The organism is Pseudomonas sp. 10B238, assembly GCF_000970615.1.
Taxonomy (GTDB): Bacteria; Pseudomonadota; Gammaproteobacteria; order Pseudomonadales; family Pseudomonadaceae; genus Stutzerimonas.
In genome coordinates this window covers 1-21,361 of the sequence record NZ_KQ033950.1, presented here as the reverse complement: position 1 = coordinate 21,361, position 21,361 = coordinate 1, and the positions used below count along the sequence as shown (strand labels likewise).

The following is a 21,361-nucleotide window of genomic DNA, read 5'->3' as shown; positions in this document are numbered from 1 at the left end:
CCGCTGAAGCTTACTTTTTCAACAGAATCGGCCACAAGCGGACAGTCAGCCCAATAAATAAATCTGTCCCTGTTTCGCTTGAGCCCGAAGTGGCTCTCGAATCGGCGTTGGTTGGCAGATCGCCAGGGTATCGGCGCGCGACAGTTGTCCGTCTGAATACCCCGAGGCCGGTGTGTTCTACGTCACCTTTGTGCCCCAGTTCGTTCCGCCCGGTGCGGATGTGGCGGCGTACTCGTTCCTCTCAGGCCTTCACGTATTACTGACCCTGGGCGGGTTCGCCATCCTGATCGCCGCAACCATTCCGCTCGGCAGACTGCTGCGCCGGCGTGGACTGACTAGGGCGCTGGATCGGCTGACAGGGTGGCGTGCTGGTGGCGTTCGGAGTGAGGCTGATGGCTTCGAATACGGTACCGACGTTGCAGCCGGGCGCGTGAAATGAGGCCCCTGGCGTGACGCCAGGGGATGAGGCAGGACGACTAGGCGATCAGAAGCGGTAGTTCACCCCCAGTGTCAGGGTACGGCCCGGTGCTGGCTGGCGTCCCTCGGGACTGGTGTCGATGCCGCGGAAGTAGTACTGGCGGTCGAACAGGTTGCTGATGCCGGCCGAGGCGGTCAGCACGCTGTCGTCCTGCAGCTTGAACTCGCGCTCGATGGCGGTGTTCCAGATCCAGTAGGCGGGCAGCTCGCCTACTGAGGCGCTGGCATTCTCCTCGGCGCTGTTGGCGTCGTCGGTATAGGCGCTGCTGACGTAGAGGCCATCCAGGCTGTAGGTCCAGAACTCGGCGAAGCGGTAACGACCATCGACGGTGAACTGGTGCTTGGAGCTGTACGGCACCTCGTTGCCCTTGAAGTCGCCGGTGCGCAGCTCGGCATCGAGGTAGGCGTAGCCGGCGTGCAGGTCGAGGGTTGGCAGCGCGGCCGGCGTCCAGAACACCTCGGTCTCGATCCCCTGGTGGCGGGTGCTGCCGAGATTCTGGAAGCGGCTGTTGGCGAACACGATCTGGTCGTCGAAGTCGATGCGGTACAGGCCGAAGTCGATGCGCAGGTTGTCCTGTGGGGTGAAGCGCACGCCGGTCTCGTAGTTGCGCGAGATTTCCGCCTGCACCACGCCATCCCTGACGATCTGGAACACCTGAGGCACCCGCAGCGAGCGCTGCGCGTTGGCGTAGACGAACCAGTCGTCGCTGGCCTGGTAGCCGATGCTCAGACCGGGCAGCCACTCTTCGGCCACGGTCTTGCGCTCGATGCCGCTGACGCCGTCGGCGTACTCCATCTTGGCGTGCTCATAGCGCACGCCGGGGGTGAGGGTCAGGCGGTCGTCGAGCAGCTTGATTTCGTTGCTCACATAGGCGGCCTGGCCCTTGGTATCGAATACCCAGTCGCGCACCACGCTTGTGGCGCCGGTATTCAGGTTCAGACGGTCGACATCGAAGTCGACGTTTTCCTTGACCAGGCGGGCGCCAAGCAGCCAGGTCTGGCTGACGCCATCACCGTCGATGCCGAGGCTCAGGCGCGGCTCGCTGCCCCAGACACGGAAGTCGCGGGGAGCATCCTGCAGGGTGGTCGGCGTGGCATCCGGCGCGAAGGGCAGCCCGACAACAAAGTTGCGATAGCTGTGCTGGGCGAAGTTGGTCCAGCTGAATTCCACGTCGTCGAACGGGCCCATGGCGCCGAGGTATTGAGTATAGGTGCCCCAGACGCGGTCGCTGTCGCCTTCGAAACGATCGAGCTTGCGGGTCGACTGCCGCGGGTCGTCCTTGTAGTCGGCCACGCTGAGGGCGCCGGCCAGGTCCATGTCGGCGATGTAGCGCTGCACGCCGAAACTCAGGCTGCGGCTGTCATCGATATCCCACTGGCCGCGCAGGCGGTAGTTCTGCACATCGGTCTCAGAATGCTCGCGACCGTACTCGCCACTGATGGTGTTGACGTCCAGCTGCAGGCCGAAGTTGTCGGTCAGGCGCCCACCGGTGCCCAGGTAGCTGTCGTACAGCTGGCGCCCGCCGGGCGCGAAGGTGACACGCTCCTGCAGGGTGGTTTCCCACTTATCCGGAATTGGCCGGCTGATGAAGTTGATCACGCCGCCGACGTTGTTCGGTCCGTACTGCACGGACGCGCCGCCACGCACGATGTCGATGCGATCGACCGTCGCCAGGGTCTGCGGAAACAGCGACAGGCTGGTCTGGCCATAGGGCGCCAGGGCCAGCGGGATGCCATCGGCGAGCGCTTGGACGCGGCCGCTGCGACTTTCCGAAAGCCCGCGCACGGACAGTTGCGGCAGTACCCCGGCACCGGTCTCGTCGAGGATCTTCACCCCTGGGACCCGCGCCAGCGCGTCATCCAGGCCACGCACGCTGGCCTTCTTCAGTTCGTGAGCCTGGACCACGCTGCGGCTGCCGGCATAGGTGCGTACCTCTTCGTCACTGGCACTACCAAGCACATCCCCCTGGATGACGAGCGGGGCAAGGGATACCGGGCCGTCCTGCTTCTGCTGACGGTTGTCCTCGGTCTCGTTGGCCTGCGCGGCCTGGGCAATGGCGATGGCCAGCAGACTGGCAGTGACGCCGATACGGCGGGTCGTCCTGATCATGCGGAGGTGAGCTCCTGATTGAGAGCCTCAGGCGCAGCAGGGCAGCAGCGACGGAGCGCTGCCCGTCACCTTTGGCTGAGTTGTGGGCAGAGAAGTGCCGCTCTGTCTAAGTATTTCTGATAATTAAATGCGCTAGCGGCTGAGAATTATTATCGTTATTTAAAGTGTATGTAAAGGGGGTTGTAAGCCGGAAACCCAGAAATTTCCGTCAGCCGATCAACATGGCTTGTCTCGCGCTTGGTCGATGAGTTCCTGCATCGCCCGCATGACTTCTTCGTGGGTGTACGACTTGGCGTTGGGGTCGTCGGCCTCTCGGAGAGCTTCCTCGACCTCGCGGGTCATCCGCGCATATTCTTCCGGCCACAGCGCTTGCTCCATGCGCAGCGACGCCTGCCCAAGCAGGTGCAGCAGGCCGAACAGCCGCATGTCATTGGTGGCGACGACGTGCTCTCGAATCCGCTCCTGGATCACCTCGCAGGCCCGATGCGCCTCTGGCGTCGCCGTGCCCTCGTAGCCGGCTGGGAGTTCTGCTTCTTCAGCGATTCGCGCCCAAGCGATAGCCAGCGCCTCGATGGTGGACAGGTTCATTTGCTCATCCACTTGCGCAGCAGACGCTTTTTCAGGGAGGCGCGCTCTTGCGGATTGCGTCCCTTGTGGTTGGCAATGCGATCCGCCGTGGCGGCCTGGCGCTTGATGGGCCAGTAGGAGCGGCCATCCTTACCCATCGACCAGACGTTGCTGACCTGGTTTTCCAGTAGAGGCAGATGGGCGCATAGAGCTTCCGGCGACGCGCTGGCCAGCGCGGTGCGCTCGTGAGTTCGCCAGCAGCCGCAGCAGTTCATCGCCGCGAAAGCCACGCCAGAATCCGAGCAGCACCAGCGCTCGGTCCCGTTGGTGGCGAAGCGCTGCCGCTCCATCGCCCCGGGCATGCGCCGCAGCGATCGCTGCAGCCAACCAGTCATCGAGCTCGACCAGCCGCCGAATCTGGAGCGGCGCGGCTTGCTTGACCTGGCGGGTATCCGGATTTTTTGGTTGATTGGCTCATATCATGATGACGGAACCAACCATCAGCTCAGCGGATTACCTGGTTGATGACGACTCTTCTTCACGGCCCCTGCAAGTTTGCAGCAACGCCCAGGTTCGCATGCCGAGATACGCAGTGAGGCTTCGCGATCAACACACCATGCATTCACAATGTCACTGCAAGGTCCGGCATGTCTCTGCTCAGTCCTTACGGCCTGAGCTAGCCCTATACAGCTGTTGTTTGCTCTCCTCGCTGATCCCCGTCAGGATGCCGCAGGCATTGATCTCCCGACCCTCGTTGCAACTCGCCCTCAGTGAAACGAGTTGTTGCTCAAGCGCTTGCAGAGCAGTTATCTGCGACCGCACATGAGAGATGTGGTCATCGAGCATGGCGTTGACGGCGGTACAGGGCTGGCGAGGGTCGTCCTGATAGCTCTGTAGCTCGCGAATCTCTGTCAGTGACAGGTCCAGAATTCGGCAGCGGCGGATAAAGGCAAGCCACTCGCCATGCTTCTCGGTATAGACACGGTAACCATTCTCCTGCCGTTCTGGCGGCGGCAACAGGCCCTGCTGCTCATAGAAGCGGATCGTCTGCGTGTCGATACCCGCTATCTGGGCTAACTGACCAATGCGCATCAGGCTTACTCCTCAACGGATCATCTGTCCCATTGACCTTATAGTAGCTATATAGTTTTTAATACTAGCAATCTATGTTGGTTAACTGGAGCCGTATCGTGAGTAAAGCCTGTGGTGGCCCATGTAGCTGCGATGCAACGCCTGCAGCGGATACCGATATGCCGGTCTCCTCCGAAGCGTCAGGGGAATGGGTCAGCGTGTATGCTGTGCCGAAGATGGATTGTCCCTCAGAAGAACGGATGATCCGCTTGGCGCTGAACGGCTTTGATGAGATTCGAACGCTGTCCTTCGACTTGTCGAACCGCCGATTGGAGGTCGTGCATGACGGCGAGGCTGAGCCCATTACCGCGAAACTGGCGACCTTGGGGCTAGGCGCCTCTCTTCAGGAAACCGTCATTGCCGACCCAGAGACGATCAAGGCCGCTGAGAGCTCGGCAGTCTCTGCTACGCAGGAGTCAGGCACTCTGCGCGTGTTGCTCGGTATCAATGCGATCATGTTCGTGGTGGAAATGACTGCTGGCCTGATCGCCCAGTCTACCGGCCTGATCGCTGATTCCCTGGATATGTTTGCCGATGCAGCCGTCTATGGCCTGGCTCTCTATGCCGTAGGGCGCAGTGCGAAAATGCAGGTACGTGCCGCGCATCTGGCAGGGGTACTGCAACTGATTTTGGCTATCGGCGTACTCGTCGAGGTGGTGCGACGCTTTGTTTTCGGTAGTGAGCCTGAATCGCTGATGATGATGGCGATCGCCTTCGTCGCGTTGATCGCCAATACCGGTTGCCTGCTGTTGATATCCAAGCACCGCGAAGGCGGCGCGCATATGAAGGCAAGCTGGATATTCTCGGCCAATGATGTGGTGATCAACATGGGCGTCATCGCCGCCGGTGCCTTGGTCGCCTGGACGGGGTCCAGCTACCCTGACCTGATTATCGGTACCATCGTGGGCCTGATCGTCCTCAACGGCGCTCGGCGCATCCTGGCGCTCAAGGGGTGAGGCTGCACGGTACGCAGCTATCGATGCCTGGGACACTTGATCGAAGTGGCTGTACAAGCGCGCTAGGCCTGAACGACAGCATATAGCGCGAAGGCTCGGAGCCAGCAAGGTAGCGTATCTAGGAATCAACCAAGGAAGGAAGATGATGGATAGTATCTGGCTGGTACTCGGCCTGGCGCTGTTGCCCGCCTTAGGCAATTTTAGTGGTGGGCTCGCTGCGGAGGCCTCCCGAACTACCGGGCGCCGTCTCAATTACGCCCTTCACGGCGCTGCCGGCCTCGTCATTGCGGTGGTGGCGGTTGAAATCATGCCGCGCGTGCTAGAGAACCTCTCAGCCTGGGTAATCGCCCTCGCTTTCGCGCTGGGCGGCATTGCTTACGTAGGTATCGAGAAGCTCGTTGAGAGTCTCCAGAAGCGACAAGGCCAGCAGGGAGAAGGCGGTCAGACGAGTGTCTGGATGATCTATATCGCCGTATCCATCGACCTGTTCAGCGATGGCCTCCTGATCGGGGCGGGGTCGGCGGTCTCACCGTCGGTCGCGATAATCCTGGCGGCGGGTCAGGTTCTCGCCGATGTTCCTGAGGGCTTTGCGACGATCGCCACCATGAAAGATAAAGGAATCCCTCGTAGCAAGCGGATACTGCTCTCTGCTTCCTTCGCGATTCCTGTGCTCTCGGCAGCCGTCTTTGCTTACTTCGTACTCAGGAACCAGCCGGAGGCATTTAAGCTAGCGGCACTGACGTTCACGGCAGGCCTTCTCACGGTCGCTGCCATCGAAGATATGGTCTCCGAGGCTCACGAGAGCGGTGACGATACGCACATCTCACCGCTGGCTTTCATAGGCGGCTTCGTCCTGTTCGTTCTGGTATCAGCGGGCTTGGAAGGGGTGGTATCGCAAAGCTAACGTACTGCTCCCCAACACAGCCACTGTCGTGCTGGCCGAATACGAAGCAGCTCCCAGCTTACGGCGCACCTAGTCGAGTCCAGAAACATTCACTTTGCCACCCTGGCCAGCCGGCCGAATGAATTGACGCAGCTTGATTAAGCGGAGCAAGAAAGCATGAGCCACAGGGTTGATCCTGGATTCGGAGGCGAGAGAGCATTGGGTGATAAGTGCGCGCTACCCTCTAGCCTATACACGGGCGTGCGCTATAAGCCGCTTCTGACAGGGGGGATGGCTCTACTTGCTGGAGGCGCCATGCCGCTTGCCTTTGCCCCTGTGGGCTGGGCATGGCTTGCGGTGATCGCTCTGGCAACATTTTTTGTCCTGACCGCGCAGTCTTCAAGGCGTCAGGCGCTGTGGTCGGCCTACCTCTTTGGCCTTGGCTACTTCGGCGTGGGTGTCTCCTGGGTCTTTATCAGCATTAGCCAGTACGGCAATGGCCCCGTGGTGGCGGTGTTAGTCACGGCGGCCTTTGTCTCGCTGCTCGCCCTCTTTCCATGGGGCGTCGCGTACCTCGTGCGCTGCCTGCGCCCTGAGATGGATGCAATGGCACTCTGGCTAGGGCTACCTGCGGCATGGGTGCTGAGTGAATGGATGCGCACCTGGTTCTTGACCGGCTTTCCCTGGCTCTTCATTGGCTACAGCCAGACCGACACCACACTTGCCACTATCGCTCCCGTCTTTGGCGTGCTTGGCGTGAGTTTACTGGTGGCACTTCTCGCTGGCGGGCTTGCCTGGGTTGTCCAGGGGCCAAGCCTGCGCCGTGCTGCGGTAGTCGGTGCCGTGTTAGTCGCTACCCTCGCCGGCTTGCAACTGCTGGATCGTGAATGGACGCAGCCAGCCGCTGACCCGATCGATGTCGTCCTCTTGCAAGGAAACATCGCGCAAGACAAGAAATGGGACCCGGGATACCGGGACATCACACTTGAGCGCTATCAGGCGCTTACCGCGCAGCATCTCGGAGCCGATATCGTGATCTGGCCAGAAGCGGCAATCCCGATGTGGCATGACCAGGCCAAAGCATATCTTGCTGAGCTTGAGGCGTTAGCCGATCAGGCAGGCACATCGTTAATGATTGGCGTCCCGGTACGCGAGGCGGAGGGCCGTACCTACAACGCCGTGGTAAGCCTCTCCGATCCCTCAGGCTTCTACTACAAACGCCACCTGGTGCCCTTCGGTGAATATGTTCCGCTCCGGAACTTCTTGGGTTCGGCCCTCGACGTGCTCGGGGCGCCTATGTCCGATTTCACACCAGGACGGGAAGCGCACGTCCTTAACGCAGCGGGTGTGCCCGTCGGAGCACTCATCTGCTACGAGGCGGTCTTTGGTGCTGAAGTCACGGAACTTCTGCCCGAAGCGCAGTTACTGGTGAATGTCAGCAACGATGCTTGGTTCGGCAGCTCAATCGGCCCTCTCCAGCACTTCCAGATGGTCCGCATGCGTGCCATCGAAACCGGACGTGACCTACTGCGAGCCACGAACACGGGCATCACAGCAACTGTCAGCTATGAGGGAAAGGTCCTTACACGCGCTCCTCAATTCCGCGTAGCCACCCTCAGCGCCGAAGTGACCCCCCGAACTGGCGCGACCCCTTATGTGCGCTGGCGGGATTGGCCTATCCTTGGCGTGATCGCACTCGGACTCGGTTTGCTCCTGCTTCGTCGAATTCGGCAGTATCATCGGTTGGATACATAACGCTTGCCATTCTCACAGCGAGCAGACTCTGTATCGGGTGAGAAGGAAGGGATTTGTCTACATATGGCATTGGCTCGCAGGAAAAAGCTCCAAAGCCGGGCTGGAGAAACATGAGCTGGCTGCCGGCATCCTGGCTGTGATCAACGGCCACCTGGGTGACCACGGCCTGTCGCTGCGCCAAGGCACTATCGTCGATGCCACACTGATCAACGCGCCGAGTTCAACCAAGAACAAGGACGGCAAGCGCGACCCGGAGATGCACCAGACCAAGAAAGGCCAGCAATACTACTTCGGCATGAAGGCGCACATCGGCGTGGATGACGAATCGGGCTTGGTGCACAGCGTGGTGGGCACGGCGGCCAACGTGGCGGATGTCACCCAGGTCGATAAGCTGCTGCACGGCGACGAGAATGTGGTTTGCGCCGACGCTGGTTACACCGGCGTTGAGAAGCGTCCCGAGCATGAGGGGCGTCAGGTGATCTGGCAGGTTGCGGCACGCCGCATCACCTACAAGAAGCTCGATAAGCGCAGCGCGCTATACAAAGCCAAGCGCAAGATCGAGAAGGCCAAAGCCCCAAGTACGCGCCAAGGTCGAGCACCCGTTCCGCGTGATCAAGCGGCAGTTTGGCTATACCAAGGTGCGGTTCCGCGGGCTGGTGAAGAACACCGCTCAGTTGGTCACGCTGTTCGCGCTGTCGAATCTGTGGAAGGCGCGCCGACGGTTACTGACCAACGCGGGAGAGGTGCGCCTGTAATGCGGGGAATGGCCGCCGCGAGGTGCTCGCGGCGGCTAAAAACACAGAAATGAGCGGTGATCTGATCATTTTTGGTCGATTTTCCGCTTTCAAAATCGGCGGAAGCTGAAGTCAGCCAGAAATACATGGCTACTTCAGACCATCCCTAGGGGATTGTTTATAGGCCATTACTTATTCTTGAGAGGACCAGTAGGCTCGGTGCGTGCAGCTGCTCATTGAGCGATTGTGGGCCTCAGCGTGAACAGACTTATATTTAGTTGTTGGCTAGTCGTATGAAAATGGTAAGCCGCTAGGTTTTTAGCATACCCAGAGTGGCACTAACCAAGCATCTGCCTCGCCTGTGTAAAATTCTTTAAGGAGACACTGCATAAATAGCCAGCCGCCCCCACCCTTGGCACACTGAGCCCCCTCAACCAGCCCCCTCCATGAGCTTTGTTACGCGCGTGCAGAAGACCTTCTCCGAACTCGAATATACCGGCAAGAAAAAGCAGACTCGCCGAGATCGCTTCCTGGCTGACCTTGAACAGCTGGTGCCCTGGGCACAAGTGGAGGCGCAAGTGGCGCCGTTCTATAGCGACACCACAGGCAAGCGTGGACGCCCTGCGATTGGGTTGTCGCGCATGCTGCGCATGTATGTCGTGCAGCAGTGTTTCGGTCTCTCCGATGAAGGTACCGAAGATGCCGTCTACGACAGCCAGGCCATTCGTGGTTTCATCGGCATCGACCTGGGCCGTGAGTCGGCACCGGATGCCACTACCTTGTTGCGATTTCGCCGCTTGCTGGAAACCCATCAGCTAACGCGGGTGCTGTTTGAAACGATTAACCAGCATCTGGCCAGCCGGGGTCTGCTGCTCAAGGAAGGCACTATCGTCGACGCTACCCTGATCGCCGCGCCGCCCTCGGTCAAGAACCGAGAAGGTAAGCGTGATCCTGAGATGCATCAGGCCAAGAAAGGCAATCAATGGCACTTCGGGATGAAGGCCCACGTTGGTGTCGACGCCACATCGGGACTCGTGCACAGCGTGGTAGGGACTGCCGCCAACGTGGCGGATGTCACCCAGGTCGATCAGTTGCTGCACGGCGCCGAAACCTATGTTTCGGGTGACGCTGGATACACTGGTGCGGCCAAGCGACCGGAGCATGCTGAACGGGACGTTGTCTGGTCGATTGCAGCACGGCCAAGCAGTTACAAACATCACGGCAAAGACAGCGTGCTGTACCGAGTCAAGCGCAAAGTCGAATACGCCAAGGCGCAGCTGCGTGCCAAGGTCGAGCATCCCTTCCAGGTGATCAAGGTGCGCTTCAATCATCGTAAGGTTCGCTACCGTGGACTGGAAAAGAATACGGCGCAGTTGTTCAGTCTGTTTGGGTTGGCCAATCTGGTACTGGCCAAGCGGTATTTGCAACGGACGGCGGGATAAGTCCGTCCGAAAGGCGGGGCTGGCCCGCTAATCAGCAAAATCAGGGTAGAAATCGGCCCAAGAAACGCAGAATAAGGCCGGTAGGTTGAAAAAACCGGGTTGAAAAAGGGGGACGGTGAGAATTGGCTAATTGTTCAGCGTCTCCTTAATGTCATCTCAGCTCTTCGCGATGCCTGAAGCCGATGCGATAATCGTTACCGATAGCTGACGTTTGCCAATAACTCAAAGGACGGGGTCTATATGGAGAAGAGATATGAGCACTCAAAAAATCTGCTGTTTAAGTATGCAAGCAGCCAATGGCGGGGTCAGACCGGACGTTCCGGCCAGGAAGGGTGGGAAGGGGCTGGGAATAGCTGAGTGATGGATCAAATTCCCTCTTTACTCATCGCCGGCCAGCTCTTAATGGCGATAGTGGCAGGTTTGCTGCTCAACCTGACGCCCTGCGTTTTGCCTGCAATTCCCATTAAGGTCCGGACCATCTTACGAGAGGCGGGCAGCCAACGATCGCACCGCGTGCTGGCGGCATTGGCGTTCACCGCAGGAACGCTCGCGTTTTTCCTGACGTTGGGCGGACTGACCGCACTTCTGCAGTGGAGCTGGGGCACTTTGTTTCAGTCTGCGGTGTTCGTTGGTGTCCTTGTTGCCTTGATGGTCGGGTTTGCGGTGGTCACCTGGCTGGATTTGCCCATCCCGATCCCGGCGTTCGCCGCCTCGGTCCATGGCCGGCGCTACTTTGAAGCATTCGTATCTGGGTTATTGAGTGCGGTTTTGGCCGCACCCTGCGCCGGTCCTTTCCTTGGTGGAGTCCTAGCCTTTGCCGTTACCCAGCCGACGCCGGTAAGTATGGGGATATTCGGCAGTATCGGGCTGGGGTTGTCGCTGCCCTACGCAGCATTGATGCTCAAACCCGATTGGCTGAGCCGGTTGCCCAAGGCGGGGCCCTGGACCCTGGTCATTAGAGAAGTGCTCGCGTTGGTCTTGCTGGCCGCAGCCGTCTTTTTCAGCGCGAGCCTGGTGCCCAAAGCGGTTTATACCTGGCTATGGTGGTCTTGGCTGGCCCTGGTGCTGGCCTGGGGTGCCCGCCGTTTCGTCCAGGGTAATGGTACCGTGCGTGTGATCACCACAACGGCGGCAGGCCTTGCCCTTGCGATGACTGTGGAATTCGCATCCCCGCTGGGCAACAGCGAAGACGAACTCGTCTGGCAACCCTACTCCGCAAAACTACTGACGGAGACAAAAGCCCAGGGCACACCCTATTTGCTGGAGTTCACCGCCGACTGGTGCATCAACTGCAAGATACTTGAGCGCACGGTCTACCAGGAGGCCGCTGTGGCCGAAGCCGTGCGGCGCACCAAGATGGTGCCCATACAAGTTGACGTGACAGCGAGCAACCCAGAAAAAGATGCGCTATTAACTGCGACCGGCGGGCAGGCCTTACCCTTCGCAGTGGTTGTTGACCGTGACGACACCGTTATCGCCCGTTTCACGGGGCTTTTTGACACCGACAGCTTGGTCGAAGCTATCAATCGCACCGGAAACCCACAACCTTAGATACTGGAGACCCAATCATGGTGATTCGACAAAAAGGATTGCTAGCTGGAGTAGTGGTTTTTGCGATCGCGATCGCTGCGTTCATGTTGATCGACACCAACGGAAACAACCTCGACGCTGCCCAGACTGAACGTGCCGGTCTTGAAGTCCCGGTGCCGACCCGAGCAGGGTTGGCAAATTCCGCTGATAAGGTCCGCCTCACTGTTGCGGGAGGCGCCGCAGCAATGGCGGGAAAGACGGGTGATTTCGTTTTAACACTGAACATTCAACCGGGCTGGCATGTGAATGCAAATCCGGCCTCCATGGAATTCCTGATTCCCACCGTCGTCAGCTCTTCAGTCAACGGCCAGGCGCTTATAATCCCGACGCAGTACCCGCGCGGCCGGGTCAGTGACATTGTGCTGAGTGACACCGCCCTAGAGGTGTATGACGACGGTGCAAGTATTCGGCTGCGGCCCGACGAAAAACAGACCGCCGTGCTGGAAAAGGTAGGCAGGCTCGAAATGATTGTACGGGTGCAGGCCTGCAGTGACGAGGGCATTTGTCTGGCACCGACTGACCTGCCCGTTGCGCTGAATCTGGACGATACCAAGCGACAATAAGTCAGAACGGCCCTCGGAAATGACTCAATTGGGGAATGACTGTGAACAGCTTATTCTGAGTATTCCCCGATTGCCGTGGTTGCGCTGGGCAGCTCAACGCCATGCCCCACCGTTCATATCTTGAGATGGGCGAGACTCGCTTCGTTAAACACCAAACTTACATTGTGATTCGCGCATTCCGCATGACGAAGTGGCTTCGGGGCAGTGCCGGCAATCGGTCCCAGGTGATTGATAGATCCTGTTCGGGAACCTCATATTGGAGCGAGCGAGCCAGGAAGCGAACAGCAACGCTCATCAATGCGACGGCGACGCCTTCACCTGGACAGCGATGGTTAACATGCGGGTCGCCTGGTCCTTGTGGGATGAAGCAGTATGGCGACGGAGAGTTGGATCGAAAGCGCTCAGGCTTGAAACGATCTGCCTCCTCCCAGAGCTGGGAATCGTGATTGGTTCCGTATAAGTCCAGCAGGACTAAGGTGCCCCTGCCAAAGGCAAATCCTTCCCATAGAAAATCTTCTTTCACGCGAGCGCTGATCGCTGGGAAGAAGGGGTAGAAACGCCGCACTTCCTGCACAAAGCAACCTATATCTCTTTCATCTCCCGACTGCAGGTTTCTCAGACAGAACGGGTGCTTGTGCAGCGCTAGCGCTGCAAAGGTTATGAATACAGAGACGGCTACCGTCGGCCGCAGCAGATTTAGTAGTTCCACTGATGCGGTATGTAGATCCAACGGCTGTCCGTGCTGGTCCTTGTAATGGGCGATGCGTTCGAGAGGCGATTGCTCGGGTGTAGGGGGAGCGGCGCGAGTGGACTCGACGAGCTCTGCCGCCCATTGCTCCAATCGGCGACGTGCCTTCCGTGCCTGCCAGTGCTGCAGACCGATCGCGCCGGCGTGCTCATAGAGAGCTGCAAGATCTTGAGTCCATTGTTGAACATCTCTTTCAGCGATTGGAGCACCGGCCCAGTCGCATACGGTGCGGCATAGAATTTCGCGAGCAATCTCGTAGAGGACGATTGACTCACCGGGACGCCAAGTTCGCGCATACTCCCTCCAACGAACCTCGCTCAACTCTGCTAGTTCCTGCACGTTCGCGGGTGTGAGCACTCCCATGAAGAGGGCCTTTCGGTGACGATGCGCATCACCGTCCAAACCTTGGACACCGTCTTGTCCGAATAAGGTTTTTTGCAGTCGCTTGGGCGCAGCGTTCTGGCGAACGAATCGGTCAGGGTCGCAAATCAAGCGAGCAGCTTCGGCACCTGTTAGGCACAGAGTTTTCTGTAATATCAAGCGAGTTTGAAACACAGGCGATTGATGAAACTTACTGCGCGTGGAGATAAATCGGTAGGGATCTCGCAAAAAGGCCCAAGTACTGTCCAATCCGGTGTCACGCGGTATGTTTGGCATTGCTGACTCCACCCGTTCTAGCTACGTGTTGCGGATTTCATCCTGCTCTGAAGAATTGTGACCGGCCGGGTAAGCAGATGTTGGATGAACAGGATCAATAAATTGCCCGAAATAATTTCTGGGGTAGTCCTTTTCATGCAATCCAACCTCAGCCTCGCCCAGCTTCCCGGCGCTGTCGTAGAAGGTTCCAAACATCTGATCCCACACAGTTGAAAACTCACCGAAGTTGACCTGAGCGTCTTCGAAGTCGCGCTTATGGTGCCAACGATGGACCTCAGCAACCCCTAGCACATGCCGCAGCCAACCCACGCTGTAGTCCAGGTTCGAATGCTGAAAGGCCAGATGGACGGTTAGGATCCCAAACCACGTTGCGACTACGGCAGACGGAGCTCCAGATATGAGCAAAACCACCAGCCCCGGCCCGGCCATCAACGCCGCATGCAGAGGATGTCGACGTTCTCCGTTCATCCAGTAGAGCCGCTCAGCGCTGTGATGGATCATGTGAAAGCGCCACAGCCAATGCACCCGGTGGCTGATGCGGTGCATCACATACAGGCTCAAGTCGAGCACGGCGGCGACTAGTAGCAATTGCAGCCACAATGGGCTCTCGATCGGAAAGAGCCGAACCGAAGCCGGTACCGCATCGCCTAACTTAGCCAGAAATTCTGCAGTAAATTGAATGACAGACAGGTTCACCAGCATGTGCAGCAGATCCGTCAGGGTGTCCTGATGATCTTCCAGCCAGGCTCGCCGAAAAGGCTGGATGCGCTCCAAGCCAGCAATGAGTAGCAGCCCCGCCGCGGCGACTATGGGTGTGGTGGGCCAATACGGTATACCTGCATACAGCGCCCAAATCATGAAGGAGGCACAGCCGCCAAACACAAGTGGATAGCTCAGCCACCGTATGGCGAATCGCAAGGGAATAGACATCGCTCAGCTCCTGAGTAGGGAGCCATGACTGTATGTGGGAAGGTCCGCTTTCGGCTTGAACGAAAGAGCTACGACCCCTGAAGATCGACTTCAGCCAGGGCGGAGGAAGGATCGATGCCCAGCAGTGCCCGGAATGTCCGGGAGAAATGTGCCGAGTCAGAAAAGCCCGCCTCATGGGCCGCTTCAGTGAGTAGACCCCCTTTGGCTAGGTGCTGTAGGGCTTGTGTGAGACGTAACCATTTCGCATAGCTGCGCAGCGGCAAGCCTGTCTGTTCCACGAACCAATGGGAAAACCGTGTAGGGGATAAATGCACCAACGCGGCCATTTCTTCGCGCCTCATTTGGCCTCTATGCAGCGCTTCAATCACCTTTGTCAAGCGAGGATCTGGAATCGGTGGATCGGGTAGCCGCAGTGCCTGGCGCACCCCCGTCCTAACCTGGAGAGCGGTATGTCCTGTCTCGCGCAGCATATCGATAATCGCTACTACGTCCGCCGGGGCGATCACGACTACCCTTGCTTCTTCGGTACCCCGCATAGTTGGGGCTTCATCGGATAGTGCATCCAGATAGATCGACAGCACTCGACCAGCACTGATCCGGTGTTTCAGGCCCGCGGCGATGAAGATGGCAGCCCCTGTTTGAATGCCCAACGGGGTTTCAACCGATACAGGTGAATCGAGGCCCACTGAAATCTGATGCGCCTGATGGTGGTGCCACTCCTGGTGGCCGGCACGGCCATGAAAGATGCCGATGCCGGGCCCTATCCAGGCCTGGCCTGCCCAGCGTACGGTATCCGTTGAGAGCGAGCCTTTCATTCGTTGACTCGGCCGGCTTCCGCATTTGGGCTTAGCAAACTGCTCAGGATCAACATGGCGGCGCCACCGACGATAGCAATATCCGCCAGGTTAAACGCAGGCCAATGCCAGGACAGCCAGTAAAAATCCAGGTAGTCGATTACATGGCCTCGAAATGCGCGATCAATCAGATTCCCAACTGCCCCGCCCAAGATAAGGCTATAGCCTAGGGCTTCGCTTTTGGCTCTGCGTTTACGCAATATCAGAGCCAGCACGATCGAAACGACCAAAGCTATGACAATGAAGAAGTAACGCTGCCAACCACCCGCGTCAGCCAGGAAGCTGAACGCTGCACCGGTATTCCAGAAGTGAACCAGGTTGAAGAACGGGGTGAGAGGAATCACGGTGCCGACCGGGAGCGAACCCGTAATTGCGCTTTTCAACGCTAGGTCGGCCGAGGCAATGGCTAGCGATAGCATCCACCAGAACCCAGGAGCAACAAGAGGTGATCTAGGAGACGACCTCATTGCATTTCTCCTTGAAGAAGTCGCTGCAGCTCCGGTGAAATAGGCATCGGCGCAAAAGCACTGACCCTGGCGCGCCCGCTGTTTCCGAGCGGCACCCAGATCTTCGAGAACAGCAGGGCCGCCATGATTCGCGGTACTTGGCTGAGCACCTTTCGTAAGTCGCGCAACTGCCAGCCGGCCCTCAGCATCAGCCAATGGCTCTGAGCATGAAGAATAGGCATTCGCTGGCTCAATATGTGGGCTCGCTCCAGCCAGGAGAAAGCCTCGGTTGGCGCCTCTTCATTAAGTGCTTTCCTAGCCTGGAAGAAGGCCTCATCAATGGCAATGCTGAGAGCGGTATTCATCTGGATCTCACTTACGCAGTAGATGCCCGAGTGAACACCCTATAGCTGCTATAGGGTCAAGCGCTATGGGCGATTCAAGACGACGCAAAAATGACTTTATGCCGGATTACGAAAGAGGTTTGTGGGGTTTGGGGAGCAATGGAACCAAAAACCAACGTAAGCCCTACCACCTGCGCTCGGTGCCTTCTTCCCAGGCATCCGCCTCGATGAAGCAGTTGCGCATGTCGGCTTCCTGGCTGATCTCGGTCAGCAGGTCGTGCACGGTCTTGTCCAGCTCGTCGTCGCTTCGATACGAAATGGCCAACTCGTAGTGGCCCGACTCCAGCCGTTTCATGCCGTAGGGTTCCAGGCAGTAGCGCTCGATGTTCTCCTTGGCCCGTTTGTCACTTTCAGAAGGCGACAGCACGAAATATCAAAAGTCGACCGCACGGTCTTTTCTGACGTTGGAGTCGCCTCAGAAAACGGAAAATAAAGCACGCTAAGGCGTAGTTCCCTCGGGCTACACCGCGTCCGCACTGCGCGGTTCTTTCTTCCCTTGCAGTGACGCAATCAGCGGGCAGGAAACGTTCCCCTTCCGCGCATGGCAGGCGCACACCAAATCAGACAGCACGGCCTCCATGCGCGCCAGGTCAGCCATCCTCTCGCGCACGTCCTTGAGCTTGTGCTCGGCCAGGCTGCTGGCTTCCTCGCAATGGGTGCCATCCTCCAGCCGCAGCAGCTCGGCGATCTCATCCAGGCTGAAGCCCAACCGCTGGGCTGATTTCACGAAGCGCACCCGCGTTACATCCGTCTCGCCATAGCGGCGAATGCTGCCGTAAGGCTTGTCCGGTTCCGGGAGCAAGCCCTTGCGCTGATAGAACCGGATGGTCTCCACATTGACCCCGGCCGTCCTGGCGAAAACGCCAATGGTCAGGTTCTCCAAATTGTTTTCCATATCGCTTGACTCCGTACATAACTACGGAAGTAAGCTTAAGCTATCCAATTCAGATTCGAAAGGACAAACGTATGTCTGAACCTCAAAACGGGCGCGGCGCGCTCTTCACTGGCGGGCTGGCCGCCATCCTCGCCTCGGCTTGCTGCCTCGGGCCGCTGGTTCTGATCGCCTTGGGGTTCAGCGGCGCTTGGATCGGCAACTTGACGGTGTTGGAACCCTATCGCCCCATCTTTATCGGCGTGGCGCTGGTGGCGTTGTTCTTCGCCTGGCGGCGCATCTACCGGCCGTCAGCCGCCTGCAAACCGGGTGAGGTTTGCGCGATTCCCCAAGTGCGAGCTACTTACAAGCTCATTTTCTGGGGCGTGGCCGTGCTGGTTTTGGTCGCGCTCGGATTTCCCTACGTCGTGCCATTTTTCTATTGATCACAGGAGTTCACCATGAAAAAGCTGCTTTCCGCCCTTGCCCTCGCTGCCGTTGTTGCCCCCGTGTGGGCCGCCACCCAGACCGTTACGCTGTCCGTACCGGGCATGACCTGCTCGGCCTGTCCGATCACTGTCAAGAAGGCGATTTCCAAGGTCGATGGCGTCAGTAAAGTTGACGTGACCTTCGAGACGCGCGAAGCGGTGGTCACCTTCGATGATGCCAAGACCAGCGTGCAGAAACTGACCAAGGCTACCGAGGATGCGGGCTACCCATCATCAGTCAAGAACTGATCATGAAAGACCCGAAGACACTGCTGCGGGTCAGCATCATTGGCACAACCCTCGTGGCGCTGTGTTGCTTCACCCCTGTTCTGGTCATTTTGCTCGGTGTGGTCAGCTTGTCCGCGCTGACCGGCTATCTGGACTATGTGCTGCTGCCTGCGCTGGCGATTTTCATCGGCTTGACCATCTACGCCATCCAACGAAAACGCCAAGCCGATGCCTGCTGCACCCCGAAATTCAATGGAGTAAAAAAATGACCGAAATCACCGTGAATGGCATGACCTGCACATCCTGCGCCACCCATGTCAAAGATGCTTTGGAAAAGATTCCCGGCGTGAATGCCGCTGTGGTGTCCTATCCAGAAAGCCGCGCGCAAGTCATGGCAGACACCGCCGTGAGCCACAACCAACTGCTGGCCGCCATCGCCGCATTGGGTTATCAAGGCTCGATCCGGGTTGGTGATTTCAAAGATGAACCAAAAATCCGTGATGCACTTGAGGGCGCCGGTTTGCATATCGCCATCATTGGCAGCGGCGGGGCCGCGATGGCGGCGGCGCTGAAGGCCGTCGAGCAAGGCGCGACGGTCACGCTGATCGAACGCGGCACCATCGGCGGCACCTGCGTCAATATCGGCTGTGTGCCGTCCAAGATCATGATCCGCGCTGCCCATATTGCCCATCTGCGCCGGGAAAGTCCGTTCGACGGCGGTATTGCGGCAACTGTGCCTGCGATTGACCGCAGCAAACTGCTGGCCCAGCAGCAGGCCCGTGTCGATGAACTGCGGCACGCCAAATACGAAGGCATCCTGGACGGCAATCCAGCCATCACCGTTTTGCACGGTGAAGCGCGTTTCAAGGACGACCAGAGCCTGGTCGTCCGTTTGAACGAGGGTGGCGAGCGCGAGGTAACGTTCGACCGCTGCCTGGTCGCCACCGGTGCCAGTCCGGCCGTGCCGCCGATTCCGGGCCTGAAAGAGTCACCCTACTGGACTTCCACCGAAGCGCTTGTCAGCGACACCATTCCCGCACGCCTGGCCGTGATCGGTTCGTCGGTGGTGGCGTTGGAACTGGCGCAAGCCTTTGCCCGGCTCGGCAGCCAGGTCACGATCCTGGCACGCAGCACCTTGTTCTTCCGGGAAGACCCGGCCATCGGCGAGGCCGTGACAGCCGCTTTCCGCGCCGAGGGCATCGAGGTGCTGGAGCACACGCAAGCCAGCCAGGTCGCCCATGTGAACGGCGAATTCGTGCTGACCACCGGACACGGTGAATTGCGCGCTGACAAGTTGCTGGTTGCCACCGGTCGGGCACCGAATACGCGCAGCCTCGCGCTGGACGCGGCGGGGGTCACTGTCAATGCGCAAGGGGCCATCGTTATCGACCAAGGCATGCGCACGAGCAACCCGAACATCTACGCGGCCGGCGACTGCACCGACCAGCCGCAGTTCGTCTACGTGGCAGCGGCCGCCGGCACCCGTGCCGCGATCAACATGACCGGCGGCGACGCAGCCCTCAATCTGACCGCGATGCCGGCAGTGGTGTTCACCGACCCGCAAGTCGCCACCGTGGGCTACAGCGAGGCGGAAGCGCACCACGATGGCATCGAGACCGACAGTCGCACGCTGACACTCGACAACGTTCCGCGAGCGCTTGCCAACTTCGACACACGCGGCTTCATCAAGCTGGTCATCGAGGAAGGTAGCGGACGGCTCATCGGCGTGCAGGCGGTGGCCCCGGAAGCGGGCGAACTGATCCAGACGGCGGTGCTCGCCATCCGCAACCGCATGACGGTGCAGGAACTGGCCGACCAGTTGTTCCCCTACCTGACAATGGTCGAGGGGTTGAAGCTTGCGGCGCAGACCTTCAACAAGGACGTGAAGCAGCTTTCCTGCTGCGCTGGATAAAAAAAGGAGGTTTTCAATGAGCGCCTACACCGTGTCCCGGCTGGCCCTTGATGCCGGGGTGAGCGTGCATATCGTGCGCGACTACCTGCTGCGCGGATTGCTGCGTCCGGTGGCGTGCACCCCGGGCGGCTATGGCCTGTTCGATGATGCCGCCTTGCAACGGCTGTGCTTCGTGCGGGCGGCCTTCGAGGCGGGCATCGGCCTGGACGCGCTGGCGCGGCTGTGCCGGGCGCTGGATGCTGCGGACGGCGATGAAGCGGCCGCGCAGCTTGCCGTTCTGCGCCAGTTCGTCGAGCGTCGGCGCGAAGCGTTGGCCGATCTGGAGGTGCAGTTGGCCACCATGCCGACCGAGCCGGCACAGCACGCGGAGAGTCTGCCATGAACAGCCCCGAGCGCTTGCCGTCCGAGACGCACAAACCGATCACCGGCTACCTGTGGGGCGCGCTGGCCGTGCTCACCTGTCCCTGCCATTTGCCGATTCTCGCCATTGTGCTGGCCGGCACGACGGCCGGCGCGTTCATCGGAGAGTACTGGGGTATCGCAGCCCTCACGCTGACCGGTTTGTTCGTCCTGTCTGTGACACGACTGCTGCGGGCCTTCAAAGATCGATCATGAGCGCTTCCCATTGAGACAAACCACGCTGTCGCTACGTTGCCTCATGCCGGCATCAAATTCGGCTGAGTAGCTTCTCGCCATCTGGACGTAGCTCACCCTTGGGTGAAACATGCCGATACAGGGTCTGCCGCGTGACGCCAAGTTCCTGGCACAGGTCGCCGACCTTGGTCTCTGGCTGACCCATTGCCGCCATCGCCAGCCGCAGCTTGGCGGCGGTCATCTTGAACGGCCGGCCGCCTTTCCGCCCGCGCGCGCGGGCCGAGGCTAGGCCGGCAATCGTGCGCTCCGCGATCAACTCGCGCTCGAACTCGGCCAGGGCGGCGAAGATGCCAAAGACCAGCTTGCCGGCGGCGGTCGTGGTGTCGATGGCCGCGCCGTGCCCGGTTAATACCTTCAAGCCGATGCCGCGCCCAGTCAGGTCGTGCACGGTGTTGATGAGATGTCGCAGGTCGCGTCCGAGCCGATCCAGTTTCCACACGACCAGTGTAAACCGGCCGTTGTCGTCGGGCGGCCAGCCGAATCTGCAATCGAAGACACATCATGCTCAGTAAACCGGTCAGCGCTCAGTTAACGTTTGTCCTTGCCCTCGTCATGCTAATGGCATGGGCCGGGCATAGCGCCGCACTTGGCCCTGGGGTGAGCCAAGGTGGGTGGAACGGCGGGGACCATGCTCATGCTCATTCCCAAAGCACGGGTATTTCGGTCTGTGCCAGATGCGCGGATCACTACCACTCCACGCTTACCGCCGACCACGTGCACGAAACGCCATACCTGAGTACGCTTCTCACCGTCAGTACGCTGCCAGAGCGTCCGCAGCCGATAGAAGCCACGCGCTACGTCATCCCTCCCAGTCCGATCTTCCTGATCGAGCGGCCACCACGCCCAAGATTCGCACTCTGACAACGGCCGCTATGCGGCCAATACCACTGTCACGTAGGACTCAACTATGCATTCGCTATCCATGTGCGATATGGGCGCATTTTCCGCGCGCCCAAACCGC

At 59.3% G+C, this 21,361-nt stretch carries 23 protein-coding genes and 3 pseudogenes; 14 read left to right on the top strand and 12 right to left on the bottom strand.

What is annotated here, in order from left to right; translation table 11 throughout:
- The first annotated feature begins 172 nt into the window (after window positions 1–172).
- On the top strand, window positions 173–439 hold the full coding sequence (locus RT21_RS22250) for a hypothetical protein (protein ID WP_224742955.1): 267 nt from the start codon (window positions 173–175) through the stop codon (window positions 437–439).
- Window positions 440–484: 45 nt separating this feature from the next.
- On the opposite strand, the gene RT21_RS22245 is transcribed toward RT21_RS22250, so the two are convergent.
- The 4 genes from RT21_RS22245 to cadR all read right to left on the bottom strand — a co-directional run bounded on the left by RT21_RS22245 (window position 485) and on the right by cadR (window position 4,246).
- Window positions 485–2,587: a TonB-dependent receptor family protein gene (locus tag RT21_RS22245; RefSeq protein WP_041109317.1), complete on the bottom strand. Its 2,103-nt coding sequence runs from the start codon at window positions 2,585–2,587 to the stop codon at window positions 485–487.
- 216 nt (window positions 2,588–2,803) lie between these two features.
- Window positions 2,804–3,175 (bottom strand): hypothetical protein, encoded by a 372-nt coding sequence (locus RT21_RS22240; RefSeq protein ID WP_023294894.1) that lies wholly within the window; start codon window positions 3,173–3,175, stop codon window positions 2,804–2,806.
- The gene (locus RT21_RS24520) at window positions 3,172–3,549 is read right to left on the bottom strand and encodes a hypothetical protein (protein WP_306464267.1); all 378 of its coding nucleotides are present in this window, start codon (window positions 3,547–3,549) and stop codon (window positions 3,172–3,174) included. Before RT21_RS24520 ends, RT21_RS22240 begins: the two co-directional genes overlap by 4 nt.
- Window positions 3,550–3,811: 262 nt before the next feature.
- Complete coding sequence (cadR, locus tag RT21_RS22230; RefSeq protein ID WP_008175821.1) at window positions 3,812–4,246, bottom strand: Cd(II)/Pb(II)-responsive transcriptional regulator; 435 nt, start codon at window positions 4,244–4,246, stop codon at window positions 3,812–3,814.
- 98 nt (window positions 4,247–4,344) lie between these two features.
- Between cadR and RT21_RS22225 the strand changes: the two genes are divergently transcribed.
- The 7 genes and pseudogenes from RT21_RS22225 to RT21_RS22195 all read left to right on the top strand — a co-directional run bounded on the left by RT21_RS22225 (window position 4,345) and on the right by RT21_RS22195 (window position 12,208).
- Entirely contained in the window at window positions 4,345–5,241 is an 897-nt protein-coding gene (locus tag RT21_RS22225) for a cation efflux transmembrane domain-containing protein (protein ID WP_008928737.1), read from the top strand.
- 145 nt (window positions 5,242–5,386) lie between these two features.
- Window positions 5,387–6,145 (top strand): ZIP family metal transporter, encoded by a 759-nt coding sequence (locus tag RT21_RS22220; RefSeq protein ID WP_008928738.1) that lies wholly within the window; start codon window positions 5,387–5,389, stop codon window positions 6,143–6,145.
- 294 nt (window positions 6,146–6,439) lie between these two features.
- Window positions 6,440–7,879 (top strand): apolipoprotein N-acyltransferase, encoded by a 1,440-nt coding sequence (gene lnt, locus RT21_RS22215; RefSeq protein WP_045428515.1) that lies wholly within the window; start codon window positions 6,440–6,442, stop codon window positions 7,877–7,879.
- A 100-nt stretch (window positions 7,880–7,979) separates the two neighbouring features.
- Window positions 7,980–8,634: pseudogene (locus RT21_RS22210) on the top strand (IS5 family transposase); the annotation flags it as partial.
- Window positions 8,635–9,059: 425 nt separating this feature from the next.
- Entirely contained in the window at window positions 9,060–10,055 is a 996-nt protein-coding gene (locus RT21_RS22205) for an IS5-like element ISPsp6 family transposase (RefSeq protein ID WP_003282265.1), read from the top strand.
- Between the two features lie 360 nt (window positions 10,056–10,415).
- Complete coding sequence (locus tag RT21_RS22200; protein ID WP_017246246.1) at window positions 10,416–11,606, top strand: protein-disulfide reductase DsbD family protein; 1,191 nt, start codon at window positions 10,416–10,418, stop codon at window positions 11,604–11,606.
- A 17-nt stretch (window positions 11,607–11,623) separates the two neighbouring features.
- Window positions 11,624–12,208 carry a protein-disulfide reductase DsbD domain-containing protein gene (locus RT21_RS22195; RefSeq protein WP_017246245.1) on the top strand — a complete coding sequence of 195 codons (585 nt, stop codon included), beginning with the start codon at window positions 11,624–11,626 and terminating at the stop codon, window positions 12,206–12,208.
- Window positions 12,209–12,365: 157 nt separating this feature from the next.
- Here RT21_RS22195 and RT21_RS22190 read toward each other — a convergent pair whose 3' ends face one another.
- The 7 genes and pseudogenes from RT21_RS22190 to merR form a co-directional block, all read right to left on the bottom strand.
- Window positions 12,366–13,613 carry a cytochrome P450 gene (locus tag RT21_RS22190; RefSeq protein ID WP_023083086.1) on the bottom strand — a complete coding sequence of 416 codons (1,248 nt, stop codon included), beginning with the start codon at window positions 13,611–13,613 and terminating at the stop codon, window positions 12,366–12,368.
- Window positions 13,614–13,634: 21 nt separating this feature from the next.
- The gene (locus tag RT21_RS22185; RefSeq protein ID WP_023083085.1) at window positions 13,635–14,543 is read right to left on the bottom strand and encodes a sterol desaturase family protein; all 909 of its coding nucleotides are present in this window, start codon (window positions 14,541–14,543) and stop codon (window positions 13,635–13,637) included.
- Between the two features lie 68 nt (window positions 14,544–14,611).
- On the bottom strand, window positions 14,612–15,358 hold the full coding sequence (locus RT21_RS22180) for a helix-turn-helix transcriptional regulator (RefSeq protein WP_023083084.1): 747 nt from the start codon (window positions 15,356–15,358) through the stop codon (window positions 14,612–14,614).
- Window positions 15,355–15,864: a signal peptidase II gene (gene lspA, locus RT21_RS22175; protein ID WP_023083083.1), complete on the bottom strand. Its 510-nt coding sequence runs from the start codon at window positions 15,862–15,864 to the stop codon at window positions 15,355–15,357. Before lspA ends, RT21_RS22180 begins: the two co-directional genes overlap by 4 nt.
- A complete protein-coding gene (locus RT21_RS22170) occupies window positions 15,861–16,208 on the bottom strand; it encodes a DUF3703 domain-containing protein (RefSeq protein ID WP_044727165.1) in 348 nt (115 codons plus the stop codon). Before RT21_RS22170 ends, lspA begins: the two co-directional genes overlap by 4 nt.
- A gap of 163 nt (window positions 16,209–16,371) precedes the next feature.
- Window positions 16,372–16,590, bottom strand: a pseudogene (locus tag RT21_RS22165) (recombinase family protein); the annotation flags it as partial.
- A 117-nt stretch (window positions 16,591–16,707) separates the two neighbouring features.
- Complete coding sequence (gene merR, locus RT21_RS22160; RefSeq protein ID WP_000429838.1) at window positions 16,708–17,142, bottom strand: Hg(II)-responsive transcriptional regulator; 435 nt, start codon at window positions 17,140–17,142, stop codon at window positions 16,708–16,710.
- 71 nt (window positions 17,143–17,213) lie between these two features.
- On the opposite strand from merR, the gene merT reads away from it, so the two are divergent.
- Genes merT through merE form a run of 6 tightly spaced genes read left to right on the top strand, consistent with a single transcriptional unit; the run spans window position 17,214 to window position 20,361 of the window.
- The gene (gene merT / locus RT21_RS22155; protein WP_001294667.1) at window positions 17,214–17,564 is read left to right on the top strand and encodes a mercuric ion transporter MerT; all 351 of its coding nucleotides are present in this window, start codon (window positions 17,214–17,216) and stop codon (window positions 17,562–17,564) included.
- A gap of 15 nt (window positions 17,565–17,579) precedes the next feature.
- Window positions 17,580–17,855: a mercury resistance system periplasmic binding protein MerP gene (merP, locus tag RT21_RS22150; RefSeq protein WP_000735441.1), complete on the top strand. Its 276-nt coding sequence runs from the start codon at window positions 17,580–17,582 to the stop codon at window positions 17,853–17,855.
- Window positions 17,856–17,857: 2 nt separating this feature from the next.
- On the top strand, window positions 17,858–18,103 hold the full coding sequence (gene merF / locus RT21_RS22145) for a mercury resistance system transport protein MerF (protein ID WP_023083081.1): 246 nt from the start codon (window positions 17,858–17,860) through the stop codon (window positions 18,101–18,103).
- Complete coding sequence (merA, locus tag RT21_RS22140) at window positions 18,100–19,746, top strand: mercury(II) reductase (RefSeq protein ID WP_000136268.1); 1,647 nt, start codon at window positions 18,100–18,102, stop codon at window positions 19,744–19,746. The genes merF and merA overlap by 4 nt, the downstream gene beginning before the upstream one ends.
- A gap of 16 nt (window positions 19,747–19,762) precedes the next feature.
- Window positions 19,763–20,128, top strand: a complete 366-nt coding sequence (merD, locus tag RT21_RS22135) for a mercury resistance co-regulator MerD (RefSeq protein WP_003465059.1) — start codon at window positions 19,763–19,765, stop codon at window positions 20,126–20,128.
- A complete protein-coding gene (gene merE / locus RT21_RS22130; RefSeq protein ID WP_001087809.1) occupies window positions 20,125–20,361 on the top strand; it encodes a broad-spectrum mercury transporter MerE in 237 nt (78 codons plus the stop codon). The genes merD and merE overlap by 4 nt, the downstream gene beginning before the upstream one ends.
- Window positions 20,362–20,413: 52 nt before the next feature.
- On the opposite strand, the pseudogene RT21_RS22125 reads toward merE, so the two are convergent.
- Window positions 20,414–20,848 (bottom strand): annotated as a pseudogene (locus RT21_RS22125) (recombinase family protein); the annotation flags it as partial.
- Between the last annotated feature and the right edge of the window lie 513 nt (window positions 20,849–21,361).